At 69.2% G+C, this 20,364-nt stretch carries 13 protein-coding genes and 1 pseudogene; 8 read left to right on the top strand and 6 right to left on the bottom strand.

Annotated features, from left to right (window positions below):
• Nucleotide 1 precedes the first annotated feature (1 nt).
• From ACFVV5_RS10235 to ACFVV5_RS10220, 4 genes are all read left to right on the top strand, one after another.
• Complete coding sequence (locus ACFVV5_RS10235; protein ID WP_387242901.1) at nt 2-1,039, top strand: DUF917 domain-containing protein; 1,038 nt, start codon at nt 2-4, stop codon at nt 1,037-1,039.
• Nucleotides 1,036-2,595, top strand: coding sequence for a PucR family transcriptional regulator (locus ACFVV5_RS10230; protein ID WP_387242898.1), 1,560 nt, complete (start codon nt 1,036-1,038; stop codon nt 2,593-2,595). Before ACFVV5_RS10235 ends, ACFVV5_RS10230 begins: the two co-directional genes overlap by 4 nt.
• 73 nt (nt 2,596-2,668) lie before the next feature.
• Nucleotides 2,669-3,703, top strand: a complete 1,035-nt coding sequence (locus ACFVV5_RS10225) for a zinc-binding dehydrogenase (protein ID WP_387242896.1) — start codon at nt 2,669-2,671, stop codon at nt 3,701-3,703.
• Nucleotides 3,704-3,940: 237 nt separating this feature from the next.
• Nucleotides 3,941-5,035 carry a DUF1611 domain-containing protein gene (locus ACFVV5_RS10220; RefSeq protein ID WP_387242893.1) on the top strand — a complete coding sequence of 365 codons (1,095 nt, stop codon included), beginning with the start codon at nt 3,941-3,943 and terminating at the stop codon, nt 5,033-5,035.
• Nucleotides 5,036-5,056: 21 nt separating this feature from the next.
• On the opposite strand, the gene ACFVV5_RS10215 is transcribed toward ACFVV5_RS10220, so the two are convergent.
• Nucleotides 5,057-6,463 carry a DUF2252 domain-containing protein gene (locus ACFVV5_RS10215; RefSeq protein WP_387242890.1) on the bottom strand — a complete coding sequence of 469 codons (1,407 nt, stop codon included), beginning with the start codon at nt 6,461-6,463 and terminating at the stop codon, nt 5,057-5,059.
• 55 nt (nt 6,464-6,518) lie between these two features.
• Nucleotides 6,519-7,943: a glutamate decarboxylase gene (locus tag ACFVV5_RS10210; protein ID WP_387242887.1), complete on the bottom strand. Its 1,425-nt coding sequence runs from the start codon at nt 7,941-7,943 to the stop codon at nt 6,519-6,521.
• A gap of 85 nt (nt 7,944-8,028) precedes the next feature.
• On the opposite strand from ACFVV5_RS10210, the gene ACFVV5_RS10205 reads away from it, so the two are divergent.
• Complete coding sequence (locus tag ACFVV5_RS10205; protein ID WP_387242884.1) at nt 8,029-8,649, top strand: hypothetical protein; 621 nt, start codon at nt 8,029-8,031, stop codon at nt 8,647-8,649.
• A 33-nt stretch (nt 8,650-8,682) separates the two neighbouring features.
• Here the strand turns inward: ACFVV5_RS10205 and ACFVV5_RS10200 are convergent, their stop codons facing one another.
• On the bottom strand, nt 8,683-9,357 hold the full coding sequence (locus tag ACFVV5_RS10200; protein ID WP_387242882.1) for a DUF4386 domain-containing protein: 675 nt from the start codon (nt 9,355-9,357) through the stop codon (nt 8,683-8,685).
• An 81-nt stretch (nt 9,358-9,438) separates the two neighbouring features.
• Here ACFVV5_RS10200 and ACFVV5_RS10195 point away from each other — a divergent pair.
• A pseudogene (locus tag ACFVV5_RS10195) lies at nt 9,439-10,304 on the top strand (aldo/keto reductase).
• Between the two features lie 28 nt (nt 10,305-10,332).
• On the opposite strand, the gene ACFVV5_RS10190 reads toward ACFVV5_RS10195, so the two are convergent.
• Nucleotides 10,333-11,586 (bottom strand): low temperature requirement protein A, encoded by a 1,254-nt coding sequence (locus ACFVV5_RS10190; protein WP_387242879.1) that lies wholly within the window; start codon nt 11,584-11,586, stop codon nt 10,333-10,335.
• A 269-nt stretch (nt 11,587-11,855) separates the two neighbouring features.
• Here ACFVV5_RS10190 and ACFVV5_RS10185 point away from each other — a divergent pair, with 269 nt between their 5' ends.
• Nucleotides 11,856-15,140, top strand: coding sequence for a glucodextranase DOMON-like domain-containing protein (locus ACFVV5_RS10185; protein ID WP_387242876.1), 3,285 nt, complete (start codon nt 11,856-11,858; stop codon nt 15,138-15,140).
• Between the two features lie 29 nt (nt 15,141-15,169).
• On the opposite strand, the gene ACFVV5_RS10180 is transcribed toward ACFVV5_RS10185, so the two are convergent.
• Nucleotides 15,170-17,812, bottom strand: a complete 2,643-nt coding sequence (locus ACFVV5_RS10180) for a transglycosylase domain-containing protein (protein ID WP_387242873.1) — start codon at nt 17,810-17,812, stop codon at nt 15,170-15,172.
• Nucleotides 17,813-17,901: 89 nt separating this feature from the next.
• On the bottom strand, nt 17,902-19,638 hold the full coding sequence (locus ACFVV5_RS10175; RefSeq protein WP_387242870.1) for a cation:proton antiporter: 1,737 nt from the start codon (nt 19,636-19,638) through the stop codon (nt 17,902-17,904).
• A gap of 246 nt (nt 19,639-19,884) precedes the next feature.
• On the opposite strand from ACFVV5_RS10175, the gene ACFVV5_RS10170 reads away from it, so the two are divergent.
• Nucleotides 19,885-20,334 (top strand): DUF1931 family protein, encoded by a 450-nt coding sequence (locus tag ACFVV5_RS10170; RefSeq protein ID WP_387242868.1) that lies wholly within the window; start codon nt 19,885-19,887, stop codon nt 20,332-20,334.
• Nucleotides 20,335-20,364: the final 30 nt, after the last annotated feature.

Here is a 20,364-nt window from a genome sequence, read left to right as displayed (position 1 = left end):
CATGGCGAGAACCCTCGAGCACGACCGGTTGCCGGCGCTTGCCCGGGGGTTCTCGCTCCTCGGCTCCGGCGGCGGTGGGACGACCACCATGCTGGAGCTCATGCTGCCGGATTCTCCGGCCTGGCCGATCGGGTTGCACGCTGTCGGCGAGCTCGACCCCGAGACGCCGTGCCTCGCCGCCGCGTTCGCCGGCTCGACCTACCTGCTCGCCGAGCGCATTCCGGGCGAGAGTCCGTTCGCCGAGCTGATCGATGCAGCCGAGCGCTGGACCGGGGTGCGGGCGCGGGCCGTCTGCCCTCTCGAGGGCGCCGGCTTGAACGGGCTCTCGCCGTTCCTTCTTGCCGATGAGTTCGCGGTCGTCGACGCCGACTTCATGGGCCGCGCTCTCCCCCGGCTCGACCAGCTGTCGCTGTTCGTCGACCGCGTTCCCGGCACGGTGACCGTGTGCGGCTCGGGCGCGGGTGGTGTCGTGCTCATCGACACCGACCGCGCTGACGACGTCGAAAGCGTTCTCCGAGGCGCGATCGTGCAGGCAGGGGGTGCGTCGGCAGTCGTCGTGGCCGGCTTCACCGTCGGCGATCTGGCGGAGCATGCTGTTGAAGGCACCTTCCGTCGGGCTCTCCAGCTCGGCACCGCGTTCGACTCCGCGACCGAGGCACCGCTCAGCGAACTCGCCGAGCGGCTCGGAGGCCGGATGCTCGGCATCGGGCGCATCGCGGCCGTCGAGAGCTCCCCGACCGACGAATACGTGTCGACGATCGAGATGATGGGCGACGACGGCGGGCTCCTCCGGGTGATCGCCCGCTCCGAGGTGCTCGCATTCATGCGAGACGGCCGGGTCGAGGCGGCCTCTCCCGAGATCATCGTCACCATCGACTCGATCTCCCGCGACATCCTGCAGGTCGACGGTCTGACGTATGCCCGGCATGTGGCCGTGTTCGCCTTGCCGGCTCCGGGGTGGTGGACATCGTCACCCGATCGCATGCGCCACGTCACTCCCGCGGCGTTCGGTCTCGCGGGTCTGGAGCCGGCGGCATGAGCCAGCAACTCGATCTGCCCGCCCTTCTCGCGCATCCCGCCAACGGTGGCCTCCGAGCGGTCGCCACGCCCGCCGCCGGCGCCGCCCGCACCAGCGCCGCGGACGCCATCCGTGCCACGGCCACGATCCCCTGGCGCGATGTGGTGGTCGACTCCAGCGAGTCGCGACTCCCGGTCGACGGCACCGACTCCCTCGCGATTCTGACCGTCGACCCTCCGCTCACCTCCTGGCAGCAGGATGCCCTCATCCGGCGGGTGCGCGACCACGGCTATCGGGCACTCGCGGTGCCGAACGCCGACGTCTTCACGGCCGGGAGCCGCATCCTCGCCGAGCGCCTCGGGTTGACACTGCTCCACACGGACGATCCGATGGTGCTCGCCAAGGCGTGCTGGCAGCTGCTCGAAGGCAGGGACGCCCTCACGCTGGGCTACGTGCGCCGGGTCGCGCAGTCGATCGAATACCACGCGAACGGCCTGGCCGACCTCTTGAGCCATCTGTCCGCGAGCGTCGGGCACGGCGTCGCGCTCATCGATGCCCAAGGGGTGCTGCTCCAGGCGGGCGGGACGCTTCCGACGGAGGTGCACGCGGCGATCGACTTCGGCCGGTGGCTCGACACGGTCACCGGCTCCGACGGCGCCGCCGCATCCGTGCGCGTCGACAGTCCGAGTCGTGCGGGCCTCCGTCTGACCTTCTTCGGCACCGGGCTGAACACGCTGCAATTGAGCGCCCTCGCCGTGGCCGCCGAGGTCGCGATGCCGGTGGTGGCCGCGCGCATCCTCATCGACGAGGTCGCCGACGTCAACGATGCTGCCGTCGCCTCGGGACTGCTGCGCGACTTCCTGGAGCAGCGCGACAGCCGAGACGCCGAGCTCGAGCAACGGATGCTGGACAGCGGCTGGCGCACCACCGGCTACCACCTGGGCTTCCGCATCATCGGCCGCACCCGTGTGGACACGTTCCAGTTGCTTCGGTTCGTCACCCGCGAACTGGCGGCGCTGCCCGTCGACTCGCACGCGGCCACCAGCGGGCGCGGAGTCACCGGCTGGCTCAGCTTCAGCGCACCGCCGGCCCCCAGCCAGGTCGAGAACTACGTCACCGCCCTCCGGGGACTCCACGCGGCGGCACGTCGCGCCTTCAACGTCGCGGCGGGCATCGGATCGCTGGAGAGCGGGTCGGCCGGATTGGTCGCGACGATCGACGGAGCATCGGACGCCGCCCGCATCGCCGCCAACCGTTCGGCGACCGGCTGGTTCGTGCGCATCGACACCCTCGGTCTGGAGCAGCTCCTCCTCTCCTGGACCGAGAACGACACGTTCGTCCCGGCCGCGGAGTCGCTGCTCGCCCCGCTCATCACCCGCGCGCCCGACCTGCTCGAGACGCTCACCGCGTACCTCGACCACGAGTCCGGAATCGCCGCCACCGCCGACGCGCTCGGCTTGCACCGCAATACGGTCTCCACCCGAATCGCCAGAGCGCAAGAGCTCCTCGGCCTCGACCTGTCTGATCCCGAGGTGCGGCTGGCGGTGCACCTCGCGTGCCGTGCGGTGAGATCGTGACCGCTGCGTGCATCCGGAGCCCAGGCCGACCGCACCCGAACCCGAGCCCGAGCCCGACGAAGAGGAGCGCACCATGAGGGCGATGTACTACGAGCAGTTCGGCGGACCGGTGTCGGTCGCCGAGGTCGCCGAGCCGATCGCCCCCGCCGGCGGCGTCGTGATCCGCGTCGCCGGATCCGGGCTGTGCCGCAGCGACTGGCACGCCTGGGCGGGGCACGACGACAGCGTGCACCTGCCCCACGTCCCCGGGCACGAGTTCGTCGGAACCGTCGAGGCGGTCGGCGACGGCGTGAACGACTGGCGCGTCGGCGACCGCGTCACCGCGCCCTTCGTGAACGGATGCGGCGAGTGCGAGTGGTGCCGGACCGGCCAGTCGCAGGTGTGCCCCGCCCAGACGCAGCCGGGGTTCACCCACTGGGGCTCGCATGCCGAACTGGTGAGCATCCGGGCCGCCGACGTGAACCTCGTCGCGATTCCCGACGGGCTCGGCGACGATGCGGCGGCCAGCCTCGGCTGCCGGTTCGCGACGGCGTACCGCGCGGTGAGGTCGCGAGCGCGGGTCCGACCCGATGAGTGGGTGGCCGTCTACGGAGCGGGAGGGGTCGGTCTCAGCGCCGTGATGATCGCGACCGCGCTCGGGGCCCGCGTCATCGCGGTCGACCGCAACCCGGCGGCCCTCGAGCTCGCACGCGAGCTCGGCGCGGTGCACACCGTCGCGGCGGGAGAGGCGGCACCCGCAGAGATCATCGAACTCACCGGCGGGGGCGCCCAGGTCGGCATCGACGCCGTCGGGTCCGCCGACACCAGCACGGAGGCCGTGCTGTCCCTCCGGCGGCGCGGCCGGCACGTGCAGATCGGCCTGCTCTCGCGCGACCAGCTGCCGGTGCTCCCGCTGGACCGCATCCTGGCCTGGGAACTCGACCTGCTGGGAAGCCACGGGATGTCGGCCGCCGACTACCCCGGGATGCTCGAACTGGTCGCCCGCGGGGTGCTGCGCCCGCAGGAGCTGCTCGGCGGCACGGTCACCCTGGAGGAAGGCGCAGCGCTCCTCCCCCTCATGGACCAGGCGATCTCCACGGGCATCACCGTCATCCGGCCGGCACGCTGACGCGCGCATCCGTCGTTTGCCACACGTTGTCGTCAACACGCCCGGGATGACAGCGCCAACTGGCAAACGGCGCGCCCCGGGCCGGGCGGCGGCGCAGGCGGGCCGACGCACAGGAAGCCCTGCTACCGTTCGGAGGCCGGTAGTGCACCGGCTTCAGGGAAGACGCCTCGTTGACCGTTGGACCGTCCGGTCCGGCCACGATCCCGTCGCCTCCTCTGGGTTGACTAGAGGAGCGCCATGACTGCGTCCATCCCTGCCATCGTCTACTGCGAGGGCCTCTTCGGCGAGCAGGACGGCAAGACCGCCAACGGTCTCGTGCGCCACTCGGAGAAGTTCCAGATCCTGAGCATCGTCGACAGCCGGCACGCAGGCGAAGACGCCGGGGTCGTGCTCGACGGCGTGCCCAACGGCATCCCCGTGCTCGCCAGCCTCCCCGAGGCCATTGCGCATGCCGGCTTCCTGCCGGACTCGCTGATCTTCGGAATGGCGCCGGCCGACGGACTGCTGTCGGAGGCGCAGCGCGTCGTGCTGCTCGACGGCATCGACCGCGGCATGAACATCGTCAACGGCCTGCACGAGTTCCTCAACGACGACGCCGAGTTCGCCGCCGCCGCCCTGCTCGCCGGCGTCACCATCACCGATGTGCGCCGTCCGAAGGACAAGAAGGATCTGCACCTGTTCTCGGGCCGCATCTTCGACGTGACCTGCCCGCGCATCGCGATCCTCGGCACCGACGGCTCCGTCGGCAAGCGCACCACCGCCACCCTGCTCACCCAGGCGCTCAACGACCGCGGCATCAAGGCCGTGATGGTCGGCACCGGCCAGACCGCTCTCATCCAGGGCGCGAAGTACGCGGTCGCCCTGGACGCGACCATCCCGCAGTTCTGCTCGGGCGAGGTGGAGTACCAGGTGGTGGCGGCGTTCGAGAACGAGAACCCCGACGTGATCATCATCGAAGGGCAGGGCGCGCTGAGCCACCCCGCCTACCTGAGCTCGACGACCATCCTGCGCGGCGGCCGCCCCGACGGCGTCATCGTGCAGCACGCCCCCGCACGCGTCATGCTCGGCGACTTCCCGATGATGCCGACACCGACGGCCGCGAGCGAGGTCGCCCTGATCGAATCGTTCGCCGCCACGAAGGTGATCGGCATCACGATCAACCACGAGGGGATGACCGATGACGAGATCTCCGCGGCCATCGACGAGCACGAGCTCGAACTCGGCCTGCCGGCCACCGACCCGCTGACCCGTCCCCTCGACCAGTTGGCCGACATGGTGCTGCTCGCGTTCCCCGAGATCGAAGAGAAGCGGATGCTCGGCGCGGTCGTCTAGGCGCGGGGCCGCCACCCCTCCTCAGAGACCGGGCTGCGCCTCCAGCCGCCCGGACGACACTGCTTCGACGAACGCCTGGTAGTCGCGGTCGTTCTGATCGGCGTAGTCCGACGAGAAGTCGGCGATCGCCCGGTCGAAGCGGTCGCTGTTGCCGAGGTACGCGGCGATCGCGACGCGGTCCCCCGCCCGCGAGTGCGCCCGCGCCAGGGTCTGGCCGCAGATGGTGGCATAGATCCTCGCCCCACGGGGCTGGACGTCCTCCACGTCGAACGACCCCTTCCAATCGTGCAGCTGGCGGATGTAGAAGTCGCGGGTGACGCCGTCGAACCCTTCCACGGCCTGCCAGCCGAGGAAGATGTCGCTCGCCGCCTGCATCAGCCGCTGACCCATCACCACCCGCTGCCCGTGGTCGGTGTACTGGCTCGCGCCGAGGAACCGTTCGAGCACCGACTCCTGCGCCTCTTTGGCCTGCAGGATCAGCGGGTCTTCGTCATCCCGTCCCCGCAGCAACAGCACCCAGGCACGCGTCCCCACGCTGCCGACGCCGACCACCTTGCGGGCCATGTGCACGTAAGTGAACTCCCGGACGGGATGGTTCTCGAGCAGGAGCGTCGTCGTGTACTCCTGGAGCAGAAGCCGCATGTCGTCCTGCAGGAGCCGCCGCACCTCCGTATCCGGCGTCAGGTTCTCGATCGGCTCGATCAGAGGCGGGTCGGCCGAAATGCGCAGTTCTCCGTCGATCACGCGCACCAGCTTCGCGAACGCGGTCGTGCTGTCTTTGGTGCGGGCCTTGGCGACGATCGCGTCGGCCTTCTTGACCTGGTGCTTGCCGGCGCGCTGTGCGGCCTGTTCGGTCCGCACCCGCTCGAGCAGCTGCTCGGCGTCGAGACGCTCGTACCAGGCCCGCATCACCGGCGCCTCCGCGGACGAGCGCATCTGCTCACGGTAGCTCCGTGCGACGTCCAGCGTGGTCTCGCGACACTCCTCAGCCGAGAATCCGGCGTTGCGGCCGGCGATCTCGAAGCTGGCGGCGAGGCGCTTGAGATCCCACTCCCACGGCCCCGGCAGCGTCTCGTCGAAGTCGTTCAGGTCGAACACCATGGTGCGCTCTGGGGTGCCGAACACGCCGAAGTTCGACAGGTGGGCGTCGCCGCAGATCTGGGTGTAGATCCCCGAGTCGGGCGTGGTCGACAGGTCGGACGCCATGAGGAGCGCGGCTCCCCGGAAGAACGTGAACGGCGAGACCATCATGCGCCCGTAACGGATCGGCACGAGCTCCGGCACCCTGCTCGCGGCCTGCTCCTCGAGCAGCGCGACGGGGTCGGGACGATCGATCGGGGGCGTCCAGCCGGCGTGGAGCGATCGCGGGGTTCGCTTTCGCGCCTCGAGACCTCTCGCACGCCGCTCGTCGAAATCGGCCATCGTCATGGTGCGCCTCGCAATCTCGACGCCGGATGCCCGGTCGCACCGAGCAGCGTCGACTTCAGTGGGTGAAACTCGACACGAGACCTTCGGTGGGCATCGGCGCCTGGAGCGCGTCCAGGTAGTCGACGGCGTCCCGGATGTCCAGGATGAGACTCTCGGCCAGGTTGCGGCTGAGACCGTTGCGCACGACGATGCGCTGCACGACGATGTCAGTCAGATCGTCGGGCATCGGGTAGGCGGGGATCAGCCACCCTTTGAGCCGCAACCGTTCAGACAGGTGATAGAGATTCCACTTGTCCGTGTAGTTCGCGGTGAGCTGCCACGCGAAGACCGGGATGTCCGTCCCGTCGTTCCAGAGGTCGAAGGCGGGCATGCTCGCGATCTCGCCTGACAGGTAGACGGCGACATCCTGCGACGCCTTCTGCACCTTGTAGTAGCCGTCCCACCCGAGGCGGAGGAACAGGTAGTACTGCAGCAGCACCTGCGCGCCGGGGCGGGAGAAGTTGAGGGCGAAACTCGGCATGTGGCCGCCGAGGTAGGTCACGTCGAAGACCAGGTCTTTCGGGAGGTCGTCGACCGTGCGCCAGATGACCCAGCCGAGCCCCGGGTACACGAGGCCGTACTTGTGGGCGGAGGTGCTGATCGAGGCGACGCGCGGCAGGCGGAAGTCCCAGGCGAGGTCCGGCTGCAGGAAGGGGGCGATCATGCCACCGGATGCTCCGTCGACGTGGATCGGGACGTCGAGCCCCGTCTTCTCCTGGATGCGGTCGAGGGCTTTCGAGATCTCGGCGACCGGCTCGTACATGCCGGTGTACGTCACACCCATGATCGCGACGACGCCGATCGTGTTCTCGTCGACGTACTTCTCCAGGTCGTGACCGTCGAGGACCTTGTGCTCCAGCGAGATGGGCACGTACCGCGGCTCGACATCCCAGTAGTTGCAGAACTTCTCCCAGCACACCTGCACCGCGCTCGACAGGACGAGGTTCGGCTTGTCGATGGGTTTCCCGGCCGCGCGCCGGGCGTTCTGCCACCGGCGCTTGAAGGTCAGACCGCCGAGCATGCACGCCTCGGAGGATCCGATCGTCGAGGTGCCGATCGCGTTCTCGGCGTCGGGTGCGTTCCAGAGCCTCGCCAGCATCTTCCAGCAGCGGGTCTCGATCGCGGCGGTCTGCGGGTACTCGTCTTTGTCGACCATGTTCTTGTCGGCCGACTCCGCGTAGAGGCGGCTCGCGAACGGGTCCATCCAGGTGCCGACGAAGGTCGCGAGGTTCAGCCGTGAGTTGCCGTCGAGCATCGCCTCGTCATGAACCACCTGGTAGGCGGTCTCGGGCAGCGACTCGAACGGTGGGATCGCGTCGAGCGGGAAATCCGTCGACTCCCCTTCGCGCGCGAACAGCGGGTTGAGCTGGTTCTGGGATCCGATTCCGGTGTGCGCGTGGCTCGGCTCGCCCGTGCGCACCGGAGGCCTGGTGATGGTCATGGTCTCACGCTAGGAACTCCCTCCCCGCCCGGCATCATCCCAATTGGGTGATGTCGGCCACCGGCCGCGTTTCTACGCTCGGACCATGCCGCCACCGAGAGCCATGCGTCTCAGGCGTGAGGCCTGGGGGTTCGCCATCGGCTCCCTCTTCTTCCTGGTCGGGGCCGTCCCGTTCTATCAGCGCGCCGTCGGCATCGTCGTCACCGATCTGACCTTCTTCGTCGGCGCCCTGTTCTTCACGGCTGCGGCCCTCATCCAGTTGAGCCTGAGCGGACGCCGGCCTCCCCGGCGCGGAGCATCCAGACCCGACCTGTTCGACTGGTGGGCGTCGGCGGTGCAGTTCGTGGGCACCCTGTTCTTCAATGTGAGCACGACGGATGCTCTGATCACCGCTCTGAACAGCGAGACGCGGCTGAACAGCGGCTGGCGACCGGATGCCCTCGGCTCGATCTGCTTCCTGGTGGCGAGCGTCTTCGCAGCAGTGGCGACGACGGAACGCGACAAGCTCTGGGACCCGAGCGCGCGGACCTGGCGGTGCACCTGGCTCAACCTCCTCGGGTCCGTGTTCTTCGGGCTCTCGGCGATCGGTGCATTCGTCATCCCGTCGACGAACGACCTCGTCAGTCTGTTGTGGGCGAACCTCGGCACCTTCCTCGGCGCAGCGTGCTTCCTCGTCGCTGCGCTCCTGAGCCGCCGACCGCGCTGACGCGCACCGCGGTTGCCGACGGGTGCGTCGACGTCAGGTCACGAACAGCAGGATGCCGCCGACGACGAGCCAGATCGACCAGGCCGTGTAGGCCACGGCGACCGTCGCTCCGGCGAAGGCCCAGCCCTCCCGCTCCGCCGGTCCGACGAACTCGAGGGTGCCGACGAGCAGCGCAGCCCCCACGACGATTCCGGCGATGGCGAACCAGCCGGGGAGCGAGCCCGTCGCGAGCATCCCGGCCGAGAGCAGGATCGTCCACGAGCCGGTCAGCAGGTAGCCCAGGTGCTCGCCGATCGCGACGCCCAGGTAGCGGTTGGTCGCGTCGAAGATCGCGTCGACCGCGGCCGGCGAGCGGTCACGGTCACGCGCCAGCTGGGGAACGAGGAAAGGCCACCGGAGCAGGCCCAGGGCTTGCACGAGCCCGGCCAGCGATCCCACCACGAGGGTGAGGGTGGCGAGGGCGCCCACCCCGGCGAGCGGGGCCGCCAGCACGGCGATCGGGATGAACGCCACGGCGGTGAGCCCGAACCCCCACCACAGCAGCACGAGCCCGGGGCCGCCGGCGTGGAACCGCTCCAGCACGACCTGCGCCGGCTCGCGCAGGATGGCGGGATAGCGGAACCGCACGGCCAGTGCCGCGTAGAACGCCGTGAACGCGACGGGGACGACGATCAGTCCGATCGCGAGCACGGCTTCGTGTGCCGTCATGCGGCCAACATAGTCCCTGGCGCGCGACCGGGTGGCCGGGCTGGAGTCGCCTGCCTGCGTCACCGGCGTACAGTCTCGATCATGAATGCGATTCCGACACAGGTTCTGAACGACGGGCGGACGATCGACGCGATCGGCTTCGGCACCTCTCCGCTCACAGGAGACGCGGCTCTGACCGCGGTGACGAGCGCTCTCGACGTGGGCTACCGGCTCATCGACAGCGCGGTGAACTACCGGAACGAAGAGGCGGTCGGCCGCGCCGTCCGGCAGAGCGGCGTTCCGCGCGACGAGATCACGATCACGACGAAGCTCCCCGGCCGCCATCACGGCTACGACGAAACGCTGGCCTCGTTCGACGAGTCGCGCGCCGCGCTGGATCTGGACGTGCTCGACCTGTACCTGATCCACTGGCCCAACCCGAGCGTGGACCGATACGTCGACTCGTGGCGCGCGATGATCGCGCTGCAGAACGACGGAGTGGTGAAGTCGATCGGCGTCTCGAACTTCACGGAGGAGTTCCTGACCAGGCTGATCGACGAGACCGGGGTCAGCCCTGCGGTCAACCAGATCGAGCTGCACCCGTACTTCCCGCAGGAGCGGCTGCGCGCCTTTCACGCCGAGCACGGCATCGTCACCGAGTCGTGGAGCCCTCTGGGCCGCGGCATCGACGTGCTGGGCGAGCCCGCCGTCGCATCGGCCGCGGAACGTCATGGCGTGACCGCGGCGCAGGTCGTCATGGCGTGACCGCGGCGCAGGTCGTCCTGCGCTGGCACACCCAGCTCGGCGCCGTTCCGATCCCGAAGTCGGGCGATCCGGAGCGGCAGCGGGAGAATCTCGACATCTTCGGGTTCGAGCTCTCCTCCGACGAGCTCGCGGGCATCACCGCCCTCGGAAGCGCTGACGGCCGGCTGTTCGGTGCCGACCCGAACACCCACGAAGAGATGTGACGGCCGGGCGTCCCTCGCGCAGCGCGCGCTACTCCCGCAGCGCACGCTCCAGTGCGGCCGCCTGGTGGCGGTGTCCGACGATCTCGTAGCCCACGACGACCACCGCCGGCGACAGGGTGATCAGCACCAGGCTCACCCCGAGCGGCGCACCCGCCGCGGCCGCCCAGACGGCCGCTGCGAGCATCCCGACCGTGCCGAGGAACAGGCCGATGTGGAACGGGTCGCCCTCGTGCATCAGGTAGGTGTAGAGCAGGAACAGGACGACCGAGAAGACCAGGACGGGCACCGCGATGGTGAGCACCGCGCCGGTCGTGCCGATCTCCGCCTCGCCTTCGACCACGAACGCCGCCACCGTCAGCCCGGCTCCGGTCGCGGCGATCGACGCGTAAAGCAGGATGTGGCTGTAGCTCCAGATGACGGACCGCCGCCGGTAGCGCCCGAGCAGCTGCGCCGACGGCATGATGAAGTACGACCACCACAATCCGAACGTGAGCCCGACGCCGGCGACCACGACCAGCACGGCCTCCACGCTCCACCCCTGCTTTTCGACCAGGGCGGCGACCGATGTGACCGTGCCGAAGAGCACCTCGCCGAGGGCGATGATCGTCAGCAGACCGTAACGCTCGGAGATGTGACTCGCGTTCCAGGGCGTTCCACCGAGCTTCACCTCGGCCACGATCGGGCCGCAGAGCTCGACGACGAACAGCACGGCGGCGATGGGCACCACGGCGCCGAACGGAAGGTTCGCCAGCGCGAGCAGGACCCAGCCGATCTGCGCCGCCGTCACGAACGCCGCATAGGTGAGCGCCACCCGCCGTCGGCCCGGATCCTGCACGGCGGCGCGCACCCACTGGGCGACCATCGCCACCCGCATCACGACGTAGCCCCCGACCATGACGCCGTTGTCGAAGGACGTGCCGTGGTCGACGGATGCGAACATCGCCGGAAGGCCCAGCGCGAGCACGATCACGCCGATCATCTGGACCATCGTGGAAACGCGGTAGAACCAGTCGTCGGTGTCATAAGCCGACGCGAACCACGAGAAGTTGATCCACGCCCAGCAGATCGCGAACATCGCGAACGAGAAGGCGCCGATGCCGGGGAGCACGTGGCCTTCGGCGAGGAGGTGCGCCAGCTGATCGCCGGCCTGGCCGAACGCGACCACGAAGGCGAGATCGAACAGCAGTTCGAGCGGTGTGGCGGCGCGGTGCGACTCGCCGGGGTCCCGCCCGGTCATCCGGAGGAGGCGATGGCCCCGGTCGTTCCGGGTGAGGTCTGACACGTGGTCCCTCCGTTCGGCGGCGTCGGGCGTCAGTCGGGTGCCTCCATTGTTGCCGAAACGCGGGCGGGGCACACCGGATGCTCGCGCCGCCGTTTGCCAGAAGATGCGGCCATCCCGGGCATGTCGACGACGACGAGTGGCAAATGGGCGGGCCAGACCGTTGCCCCTATCCCCCGAACGGGGGTACGGTGCCGCTTGGAGAGCGCGCACCGCAGCGTGCTCGAAGGGGTGCGACCGTGAATCGTCGTCGTTTCGTTCTGCCGGTAGCCGTGACCACATTCGCGCTCGTCGCGATCGGCTTGAGCGCGACCAGCGCATCCGCTGCGCCCGGCGAGGCCCCAGGCTCCCCCGGCGCCGTGAGTCACCAGGCCCAGTCGCGCAAGGACTGCGTCGGGACGGCACGCAACACCGGCTCGAAGATCTGGTTCACGGTGGCCAACGGCATCCTGAGCGATGTCTACGCGCCCACCGTCGACGCGACCAACGTGGAGACCATGCAGTTCCTCGTCACCGACGGCACGAGCTTCACCGACCTGCAAGCGCGCGACATGACATACAAGGCCGCAGCGGACGCGACCGGCATGATGTGCACCGTCACCTCCACCGCCAAGAGCGGCGCCTACCGCCTCGTCACCACCTACCTCACCGACCCCGCGCGCGACAGTGTGGTCATCCGCACGAAGTACGACGCCCTGAAGAAGGGCGCGAGCGCCTACAAGCTCTACGTGCGACTGGATGCGAACGCCGGAGGCAACGGCGGCGGCCGCACCGCGAACGGCGGGGCCGACACGGCGGTCGTCGACACGTCCACCGGAACGAGCGTGCCCGTCACCTTCGACACCAACACGGTCAGCCAGGCGAACCGCACCGCCTACGCGGTTCCCTCCTACCTGGCATTGAAGGGCGACAAGCCGTTCTCCTCCGTCAGCAGCGGTTTCGTCGGCACCGCATCCGATTCGATCACCCAGCTCGACACGACCCGCACGCTGACCCCGGCGACCGACTCGGCCACAGGAGGCAACGTCGAGCAGACGGTCGGCGTCACGCGCGACCGCAACGGCAACGCCACCCTCGCCCTCGGTTTCGGCAGCACGCAGGCCTCTGCGGTCGGCACGGCCACCGCGACCACCAAATCGTCGATGACCGCACTCACAGCCGGCTACCTGGCCGGCTGGCTGAAGTACGACGCGGGCCTGAAGTTCCCGTTGCTGACCGCCTCGGGACTCACCGGCTCGCAGCGTCTCACCGCCATCAAGGACTACTACCAGTCGGCGAACGTCGTGAAGGCGTCCGAGGACAAGACGTATCCCGGCGCGATCGTGGCTGGGCTGGATGCTCCCTGGGGCCAGTCGATCGTAGCGAACGATCCCAACAACCTGTTCAGCAACGGCTACCGCGAAGTCTTCTCACGCGACCTCTACGAAGCCTGGACCGCTCTCTACACCGACGGCGACCTCGCCACCGCCCGCGACACCGTGCGCTACCTGCTCCTGAAGAGCCAGCAGGCGAACGGCTCCCAGCCCCGCAACTCGCTGCTCGACGGAACGAAGGCCGCCGATGCGTTCAACGACCAGCTGGATGAGACGGCCTACCCGATCCTGATGGCGCTGCAGTCCGGTCTCGCCTCCGACAACGCGATCTGGCCGCGCGTCGAACTGGCCGCGAACTTCCTGATCAGCCACGGCCCGAGCTTCGGCGTCGAACGCTGGGAGGAGCAGACCGGATACTCGCCCTCGACGATCGCCGCAGAGATCGCCGGCCTGATCGCCGCAGCCAGCATCGCCGACACGCACGGCGACGCAGCGAGCGCCCGCGTCTGGCGCGCGACCGCCGACCAGTACCAGCGCACGATCAAGACCTGGGGCGTCACCACGAACGGCCCGCTCTCGACGTCGCCATACTTCATCCGTCTCTCGAAGACCGGCGACCCGAACGCCGCCATCAGCTACAACACCGGCAACGGCGGCCCCACCCTCGACCAGCGCTCGATCGTCGACGCCGGCTTCCTCGAGTACGTGCGCCTCGGCATCCTGCCCGCCACGGATCCGGTCATCGCGAACTCCCTGAAGGTGACGGATGGGACCATCCAGCGCCAGACGGCGAGCGGCCCCGGATGGCTGCGCTACAACGGGGACGGCTACGGCGACTGCGTCGTCGGCGCCGGAACCAGCTGCACCATCGACGGCGCGCCCTGGACGAACTCCGGCGCCAACACCGGCACCGGCCACCCGTGGCCCGTGCTCGGCGCCGAGCGCGCGCAGCAGCACCTGGCCGTCGGTCAGACGAGCGCCGCATCCGGTCTGCTGGTCGCCATCAACCGGATGAACTCGGGACCCGGCCTGGTGCCGGAGCAGGTGTGGGACGCGGCCAACCTGCCGCGCGCGCCGTACGGCAGCGACCCGGCCACGGCATCCATCGGCTTCGTCAACGGGCAGGCGGACGGCTCCGCATCGCCGCTCACCTGGGGTTCGGCCTCGCAGGTGCGTCTCACCGCCGACCTGGCCGCCCGCCGCAGCCTCGAGCAGCCGGCGCAGGTGCGCGACCGCTACGTCACCCACACGCAAGGCGGCACGCCTCTCACGGTCACCTCGCCCGTCGACGGCACGGCGGTAGGGGCGTCGATCACTGTCAGCGGCACCGCCGCTCCCGGCGCCTCGGTCGACATCGCGGACGTCGCGACCGACGGCGACTCGGCGACCACCGTCACCCACGTGACCGCAGGTGGCGACGGCTCGTTCAGTGTCGCGATCACCGCGGCCGCGGGAACGAATGTGCTCGTCGTGACCTCGACCGCACCCGGCGGCGGGACCGCGCAGGTGGTCCGCTCGGTCGTGAACGACGTGGTGGCGGGCACCCTGCTCTTCACTGCCGACGACCCGACCGGCGACGACAACGGGCCCGGAACATACGCCTACCCCAAGGCGGGCGACTTCCACGCGGGCGCGTTCGACCTCACGAAGTTCCAGGTCTACGACACCGGGACGACGATCACGTTCCGCGTGCAGACCGCCGACCTGACGCCGACCTTCGGCTCAACCAACGGCGCCCAGCTCGTCGACGTCTACGTCGCCCAGCCCGGCGCGGTATCGACGTCGACCGCGTCGTCCTACCCCGGCATGAACTACCAGGTCTCGCCCGCCTGGAGCCGCCTCATCGAAGCCCAGGGCTTCACCGGCAGCAAGGTCACGGATGCCTCGGGCGCGTCGACGGGTGTCGTCACGGTCGGCGCCAACGCGGTCTCCCGCTACACGACCTTCAGCGTGACGAAGGCCGCTCTCGGCGGCACCCCGGCATCCGGATGGTCGTTCACGGTCACTCTCACCGGCCAGGACGGCACCCACGGAGTCGACCAGACGAGAGCCTTCACCGCGACGCCCGGCGACTACAGTTTCGGCGTCTGCGCCGTCGGCGCCTCCAGCCCGCTGTGCGCCACCGACCCGAACACCGTGCCCAAGGTCATGGACACGATCGTGCCCTCCGGTGTGACGCAGGCCGACGAGCTGAACTTCGGGGTGCACTCGCCGGTGGTGGTGCAGGGGCTGCCGCTGCCGTAGGCGGCGCCCGCTGAGTGCGGATGACTCCGCTAGCCCGTCGTGAGCACGATCGCGGCGTCCTTGCGCGCCGGCGAACCCTCGCCGGGCTGCACGGAGGTCACCATCGCGGACCCGGCAGCGCCACCGCCGCCGGCGTTGCCGTTGCCACCGCCGTTGCCGCCACCGCCACCGCCACCGCCACCGTTGACGGTCACGTTCGTGAACCCGGCCGCGGCCAGCGTCGCCTTCGCCTGGTCGACGGACTGGCCGACCAGGCCGGACGGCACCGTGACGAGCAGGCCGTTGCTGACCTGGATCGTGACCTGACCGCCCGACGAGATCGACGAGCCGGCCGACGGGTTGGTCGCGGCGACCTGGCCCGCGGGCTGGGAGCCGTCGATCGGGGTCGGGTCGACCGTCACCGTGAGGCCGAGGCCCTCGAGCTGGGTCTGGGCCGCCGCGGGCGTCTGGCCCGTCACATCCGGGACCGTGATCTGCGAGCCGTAGAGCACCGCGTCGGAGGGCGGCGTGAAGTCGGTGCCGCCGTAGACGGCGTTCAGGGCTTGCAGGATCGGCCGGGCGATCTCGAACTTGACGTTGCCGCCGCCGACCCCGTTGAAGTCCAGGCTACGCAGCGGGGTCGCGCCCGAGACATTGCCGACCCAGGTCGCCGTGGAGACCTTCGTCGTCGAGGTCACGAGCCAGTTCTGCAGCGAGTTGTCGGTGGTTCCGGTCTTGCCCATGATCGGCACGCCGTCGTCCGGGTTGGCGCTCGACGCCGTTCCGCCGCCACGCATCACGCCCTGCAGCGCGTAGGTGACACCGGCCGCGATGTCGGGGCGCATCCCCTGCGTGCAGGTCGACGGGCTCACCTTGCGCGACGAGCCGTCGGGGTTGATGACCTTGTCGATCGCGATCGGGGTGCATACGACGCCGCCGTTGGCGATGCCGGCGTAGGCGGTCGCCATGGTGAGCGGCGACAGGTAGTTGGTGCCGAGGATCATCGACGGGAACGAGTTCAGCGGGTTGCTGGGAGAGGCCGGATGCACGTCCAGGCCCTTCGCGGCGTTGAGGATCGAGCACAGGTCGACCTTGGTGCCCATTCGCGCGAAGGCCGTGTTGACGGACTCGGCCGTCGCCTCCAGCACCGAGAGGAAGCTCGCGGAGCCTTCGTCGTTGGTCACCGGCCAGTCGGGACCATTGATGTCGGCGCAGGTGTTCGTGAAGTCCGAGGTGGGGAAGTCGCTCTGCGTCGCGTCGATCGTGTCGTTGAGACTGTGGCCTGCCTCCAGCCACGCCGCCAGGTCGAACGCCTTGAACGTCGATCCGGTCTGGAAGCCCTGCGACCCGCCGTACGCCTCGTCGGTGTTGTAGTTCACGGCGGTCGTGCCGTCGGCCGGCTGCCCGGTGTTGTTGAAGGCCCGGTTCTCCACCATCGTGACGATGCGCCCGGTCCCCGTCTCGGTCGACACGCTCGACGCGCCCAGGTCGATGCCGGCCTGCGAGGCGGGGATGTACGAGCTCAGCGACTGCTGCGCGACGGCCTGGAGGTCGAGGTTCAGTGAGGTGTAGATCTTCAGGCCGCCGCGGTTGAGGGTCGCCCAGCGGGCATCCGAGGTCGAGCCGAAGGCCGGGTCATTGAGGACCACGTCGCGGACGTAGTCGCAGAAGAACGCGGCGTTGTAGCGGGCGGCGGTGGCGCATCCGGAGCTCACCGGCATGATCGTGGGCTTCACCGGGGTCGCCTTCGCCGCGTCGCGCTGGGCCGCCGTGATCTTGTGGTTCACGTACATGCGGTCGAGCACGTAGTCGCGGCGGTCCTTGGTGGCCTTGTAGCCGTCGGCCGCTCCGTTCGCGGCGTTCTTGGGCTGGTCGATGCGCAGGTTGGCCGGGTTGTTCAGGATGGCCACCAGAGTCGCCGCCTGAGGCAGGGTCAGCTTCGCGGCAGTCGTGTTGAAGTAGTAGTGGGCCGCGCTCTCGACGCCGTAGACCTGGCCGCCGAACCCGACGACATTGAGGTAGCCGAGCAGGATCTGCTCCTTGCTGTACTTCTTCTCGATGCCGACGGCGTACCGCATCTCCTGCACCTTGCGCTGCAGGGTCACTCCGGCGGCATCCTGATAGCAGGCCTGCAGCTTCTTGGCGTCGGTGAGGGCGTCGCATTTCTGCACTTCGACGTTCTTCACGTACTGCTGCGTGATGGACGAGCCGCCCTGCACCTGGCTGCCGAACGCGGTGGACAGCGCGCCCCGCACCGTTCCGAGCACGTCGATGGGGCCGTCCGTGTAGAAGCGCGGATCCTCGGCGGCGACCGTCGCGTCCTTCACCGTCTGCGACACGGCGCCCCAGGTGACGTCCTGACGGTTCTGAGCGTAGAAGGAGGCGATGGGGACGTCGACGCCGCCCTTCTTCGCGTAGATGGTCGAGTTCTGGGCGAACGGCGCGATGGCCAGAGTGGTGGGGAGCTGCTCGAATCCGCTGATCCCGGCGGCGGCCGCCTGGCCCATACCCAGCAGACCCGGGAGGACGAGGGCCGCGCAGAGGACCGAGGCGAGCAGGAGGGCGAGGGCGAACTGGACGAAGAGCCCCAGCCGCGACCTCGAGGGTGTGATCTCGTAGCGACGCAGCGGCTCGAGGCGCTGCGAGAGCTCCGCCAGGCGCGCCCGATCGGGTAACAACGGATGGGAAGACACACCACCACGCTTTCACGCCCCGCTTTGAAATCGGCTGGGGTACGCGTGCAGAGCATGGCCGAACTCTCAGAAAGTTCTTTCCGCGAGCACTAGTGCGGACGCGTCCTCGGGCGTAGGCGTGTCTCCTCCACGTCGAGCATCGACTCGGCCTCCTCGAAGATGCGCGACGGGTAGAGCCCCTGCCGGCGCTCCTCCATCAGCTTGGCGCGCTCGGCGTCGACCACCGCGAGGCGCAGGGTGCGGTAGAGGTGGTGCGGACGCTCACTGACCGGCCCGGTGATCAGCCGGGTGCGCTCCCACGCCGCCTCGGTCCGCAGGTAGGACGACTGCCGCACGCGCTCGACCACCTCGGGGTCGAGGATCTCGTCGACCCCGGCGGCGAGGGACGGATCGTCGAGCACTTCGAGGCCGGCGCTGCTGAGATCGTCGAGGAGACTGGCGAGTTGACGCCGGTCCTGGTCGGGGTCGGCGCCCTGCACCTTGAGCAGGCGGATCAGGGCCGGCAGGGTCCCGCCCTGCACGACGAGGCTGACGACCGCGACCGTGAAGGCGATCAGGATGAGCTGAGGCCGGTACGGGATGTCGTTGGGCAGGGACTGCGCGGCGGCGAGAGTGACCACTCCGCGCATCCCGGACCAGCCGATGATCACGCCGCCGCGCCAGTCGATCTGCTGCTCCCGCATGGCCTCGAGGTCGGCGCGCATCCGGCTGTAGCGGCGCTCGGCGATCTGTTTGCGGCGGCGTTGCCGCGCATTCTCGACCGGATGGTTGCGGTAGTAACTGACCATGAGGAGTTCGTGGAGCGTCCGTCTCTCCGCTCGCTCCCTGCGTTTTCGGAGGCTCCAGACGAGCGGCCCCGCCCAGGCGAACCGGATCACGATCAGGATGAGGGTCGCCAGGAGCCCGATGCCGACCGACTCCCAGACGCCGAGGATCTCATTGTGCTCGTGCACGTCCTCGATGAGGGTGCGGATCTCGAGGCCGATGACGAGGAACACCGCGTTCTCGAGGAGGAACTGGATCGTGCCCCAGTTGATGCGGTCGGTGATCCGCGCCTGCGCCGAGAAGGCTTTGGGACTGGCGTAGCCCGTGTAGAGACCGGCGACGACGACGGCGAGCACCCCGGACCCGCCGATCGCTTCAGCGGGCATGAACGCGGCGAACGGCACGGCGATCGAGACCGCGGTGTCGAGCAGCGGGTCCGTGAGCTTCGAACGCACCCAGACCGAGACCAGCCCCGTGACGAACCCGACGGCGACCGCGACGACCGTCGCGTAGGCGAAGTCCAGCACGCCGGCGAACGGGGTCGTGAGGAGGCCGGCCGCCGCCACGGTCGCCGTGCGGAGGAGCACCAGGGCCGTCGCATCGTTGACGAGGCCCTCCCCCTCGAGCAGCGTGAGCAGGCGGGGCGGCAGGCCGAGGCGACGGCCGATCGAGGTCGCGGCGACGGCATCCGGTGGGCTGATGATGGCGCCGAGCGCGATCGCGGCCGGCAGACTCAGTTCGGGGAGCAACGTGAACAGGACCCACCCGGAGGCGAACGCGGTCAGGATGACGAGAGCCACGGACAGCCCGGCGATCGGCGCGAGGTCACGCCGGAAGTCGGCGAGCGGGAGCTTGATAGCGGCGGCGTAGAGGATCGGCGGCAGCACGACGTCGAGCACGATCTCCGGCTGCACCTCGATCGAGGGAACCCCGGGCAGGTAGGAGAGGCCGACACCGACGACGACCAGGATGATGGGCGCGGCGATGCCCAGCCGCTTCGAGAAGGCGGCCACCGCCACGATCACGGCTATGCCGATGACGGCATAGAAACCCAGCTCCATCTGTCAAGGGTACGGACTGGATGCACGCGGCACGACCCGGGTTGACGGCGCCTGCGCTGAAAGCGTCCCCGGGTGGACGCCGTTTGCCAGTAGGTGCGCCCGACACGCCCGGGATGAGCGCACCTAATGGCAAACGACGGCGCAGTGAAGGGCGCGAGGCGGCCAGGGTATCCCTCGCGCCGGCACGGGAGTAGATTCGGGCGACCGGGGCATCCCCAGGGGAACCAGCACGACTGGAGCCACATCATGCACCTTTTCGGCATTTCGAAGTTCGAGCGCTTCTTCCGCATGGCCGCGGGCATCGACATCGACAAGAACGACCTGCGGCGGTTCGACGACTTCGTCAACGACAAGCTCTACGACCTGCTGCTCCGTGCCGTTGCGACCGCGAAGGCCAACGGCCGCGACGTCGTCGAGTCGCAGGACCTGCCCATCACCGCCGGGTTGCAGGAATCGATGCACGTCTTCAGAAAGATCGATGAGGAGGTCTCCCTCGACGCGATCCTCGACCAGCTCGTCAAGCGCCCGGCTCTCGACCTGGTCTACGACGACGAGACCCGGGATCAGCTCCCTCAGATCGCCGGCGGCCTGGGCGTGGCCCTGGCGCGCACGTTCCGCATCCTCGACGAGAGCCAAAAGACCCCGCAGCCGGGGCAGTGGGACAAGGCGACACGCATCTTCGATCTGCTGCTCTGAGTTGCTGGGTCGGAGCTGCGGGGGTCTGAG

The sequence above is a fragment of the Leifsonia sp. NPDC058248 genome, from assembly GCF_042881905.1.
Classification (GTDB): Bacteria; Actinomycetota; Actinomycetes; order Actinomycetales; family Microbacteriaceae; genus Leifsonia.
Note: the sequence above shows the minus strand (reverse complement) of the source record. Positions and strands in the feature narration are given on the sequence as shown.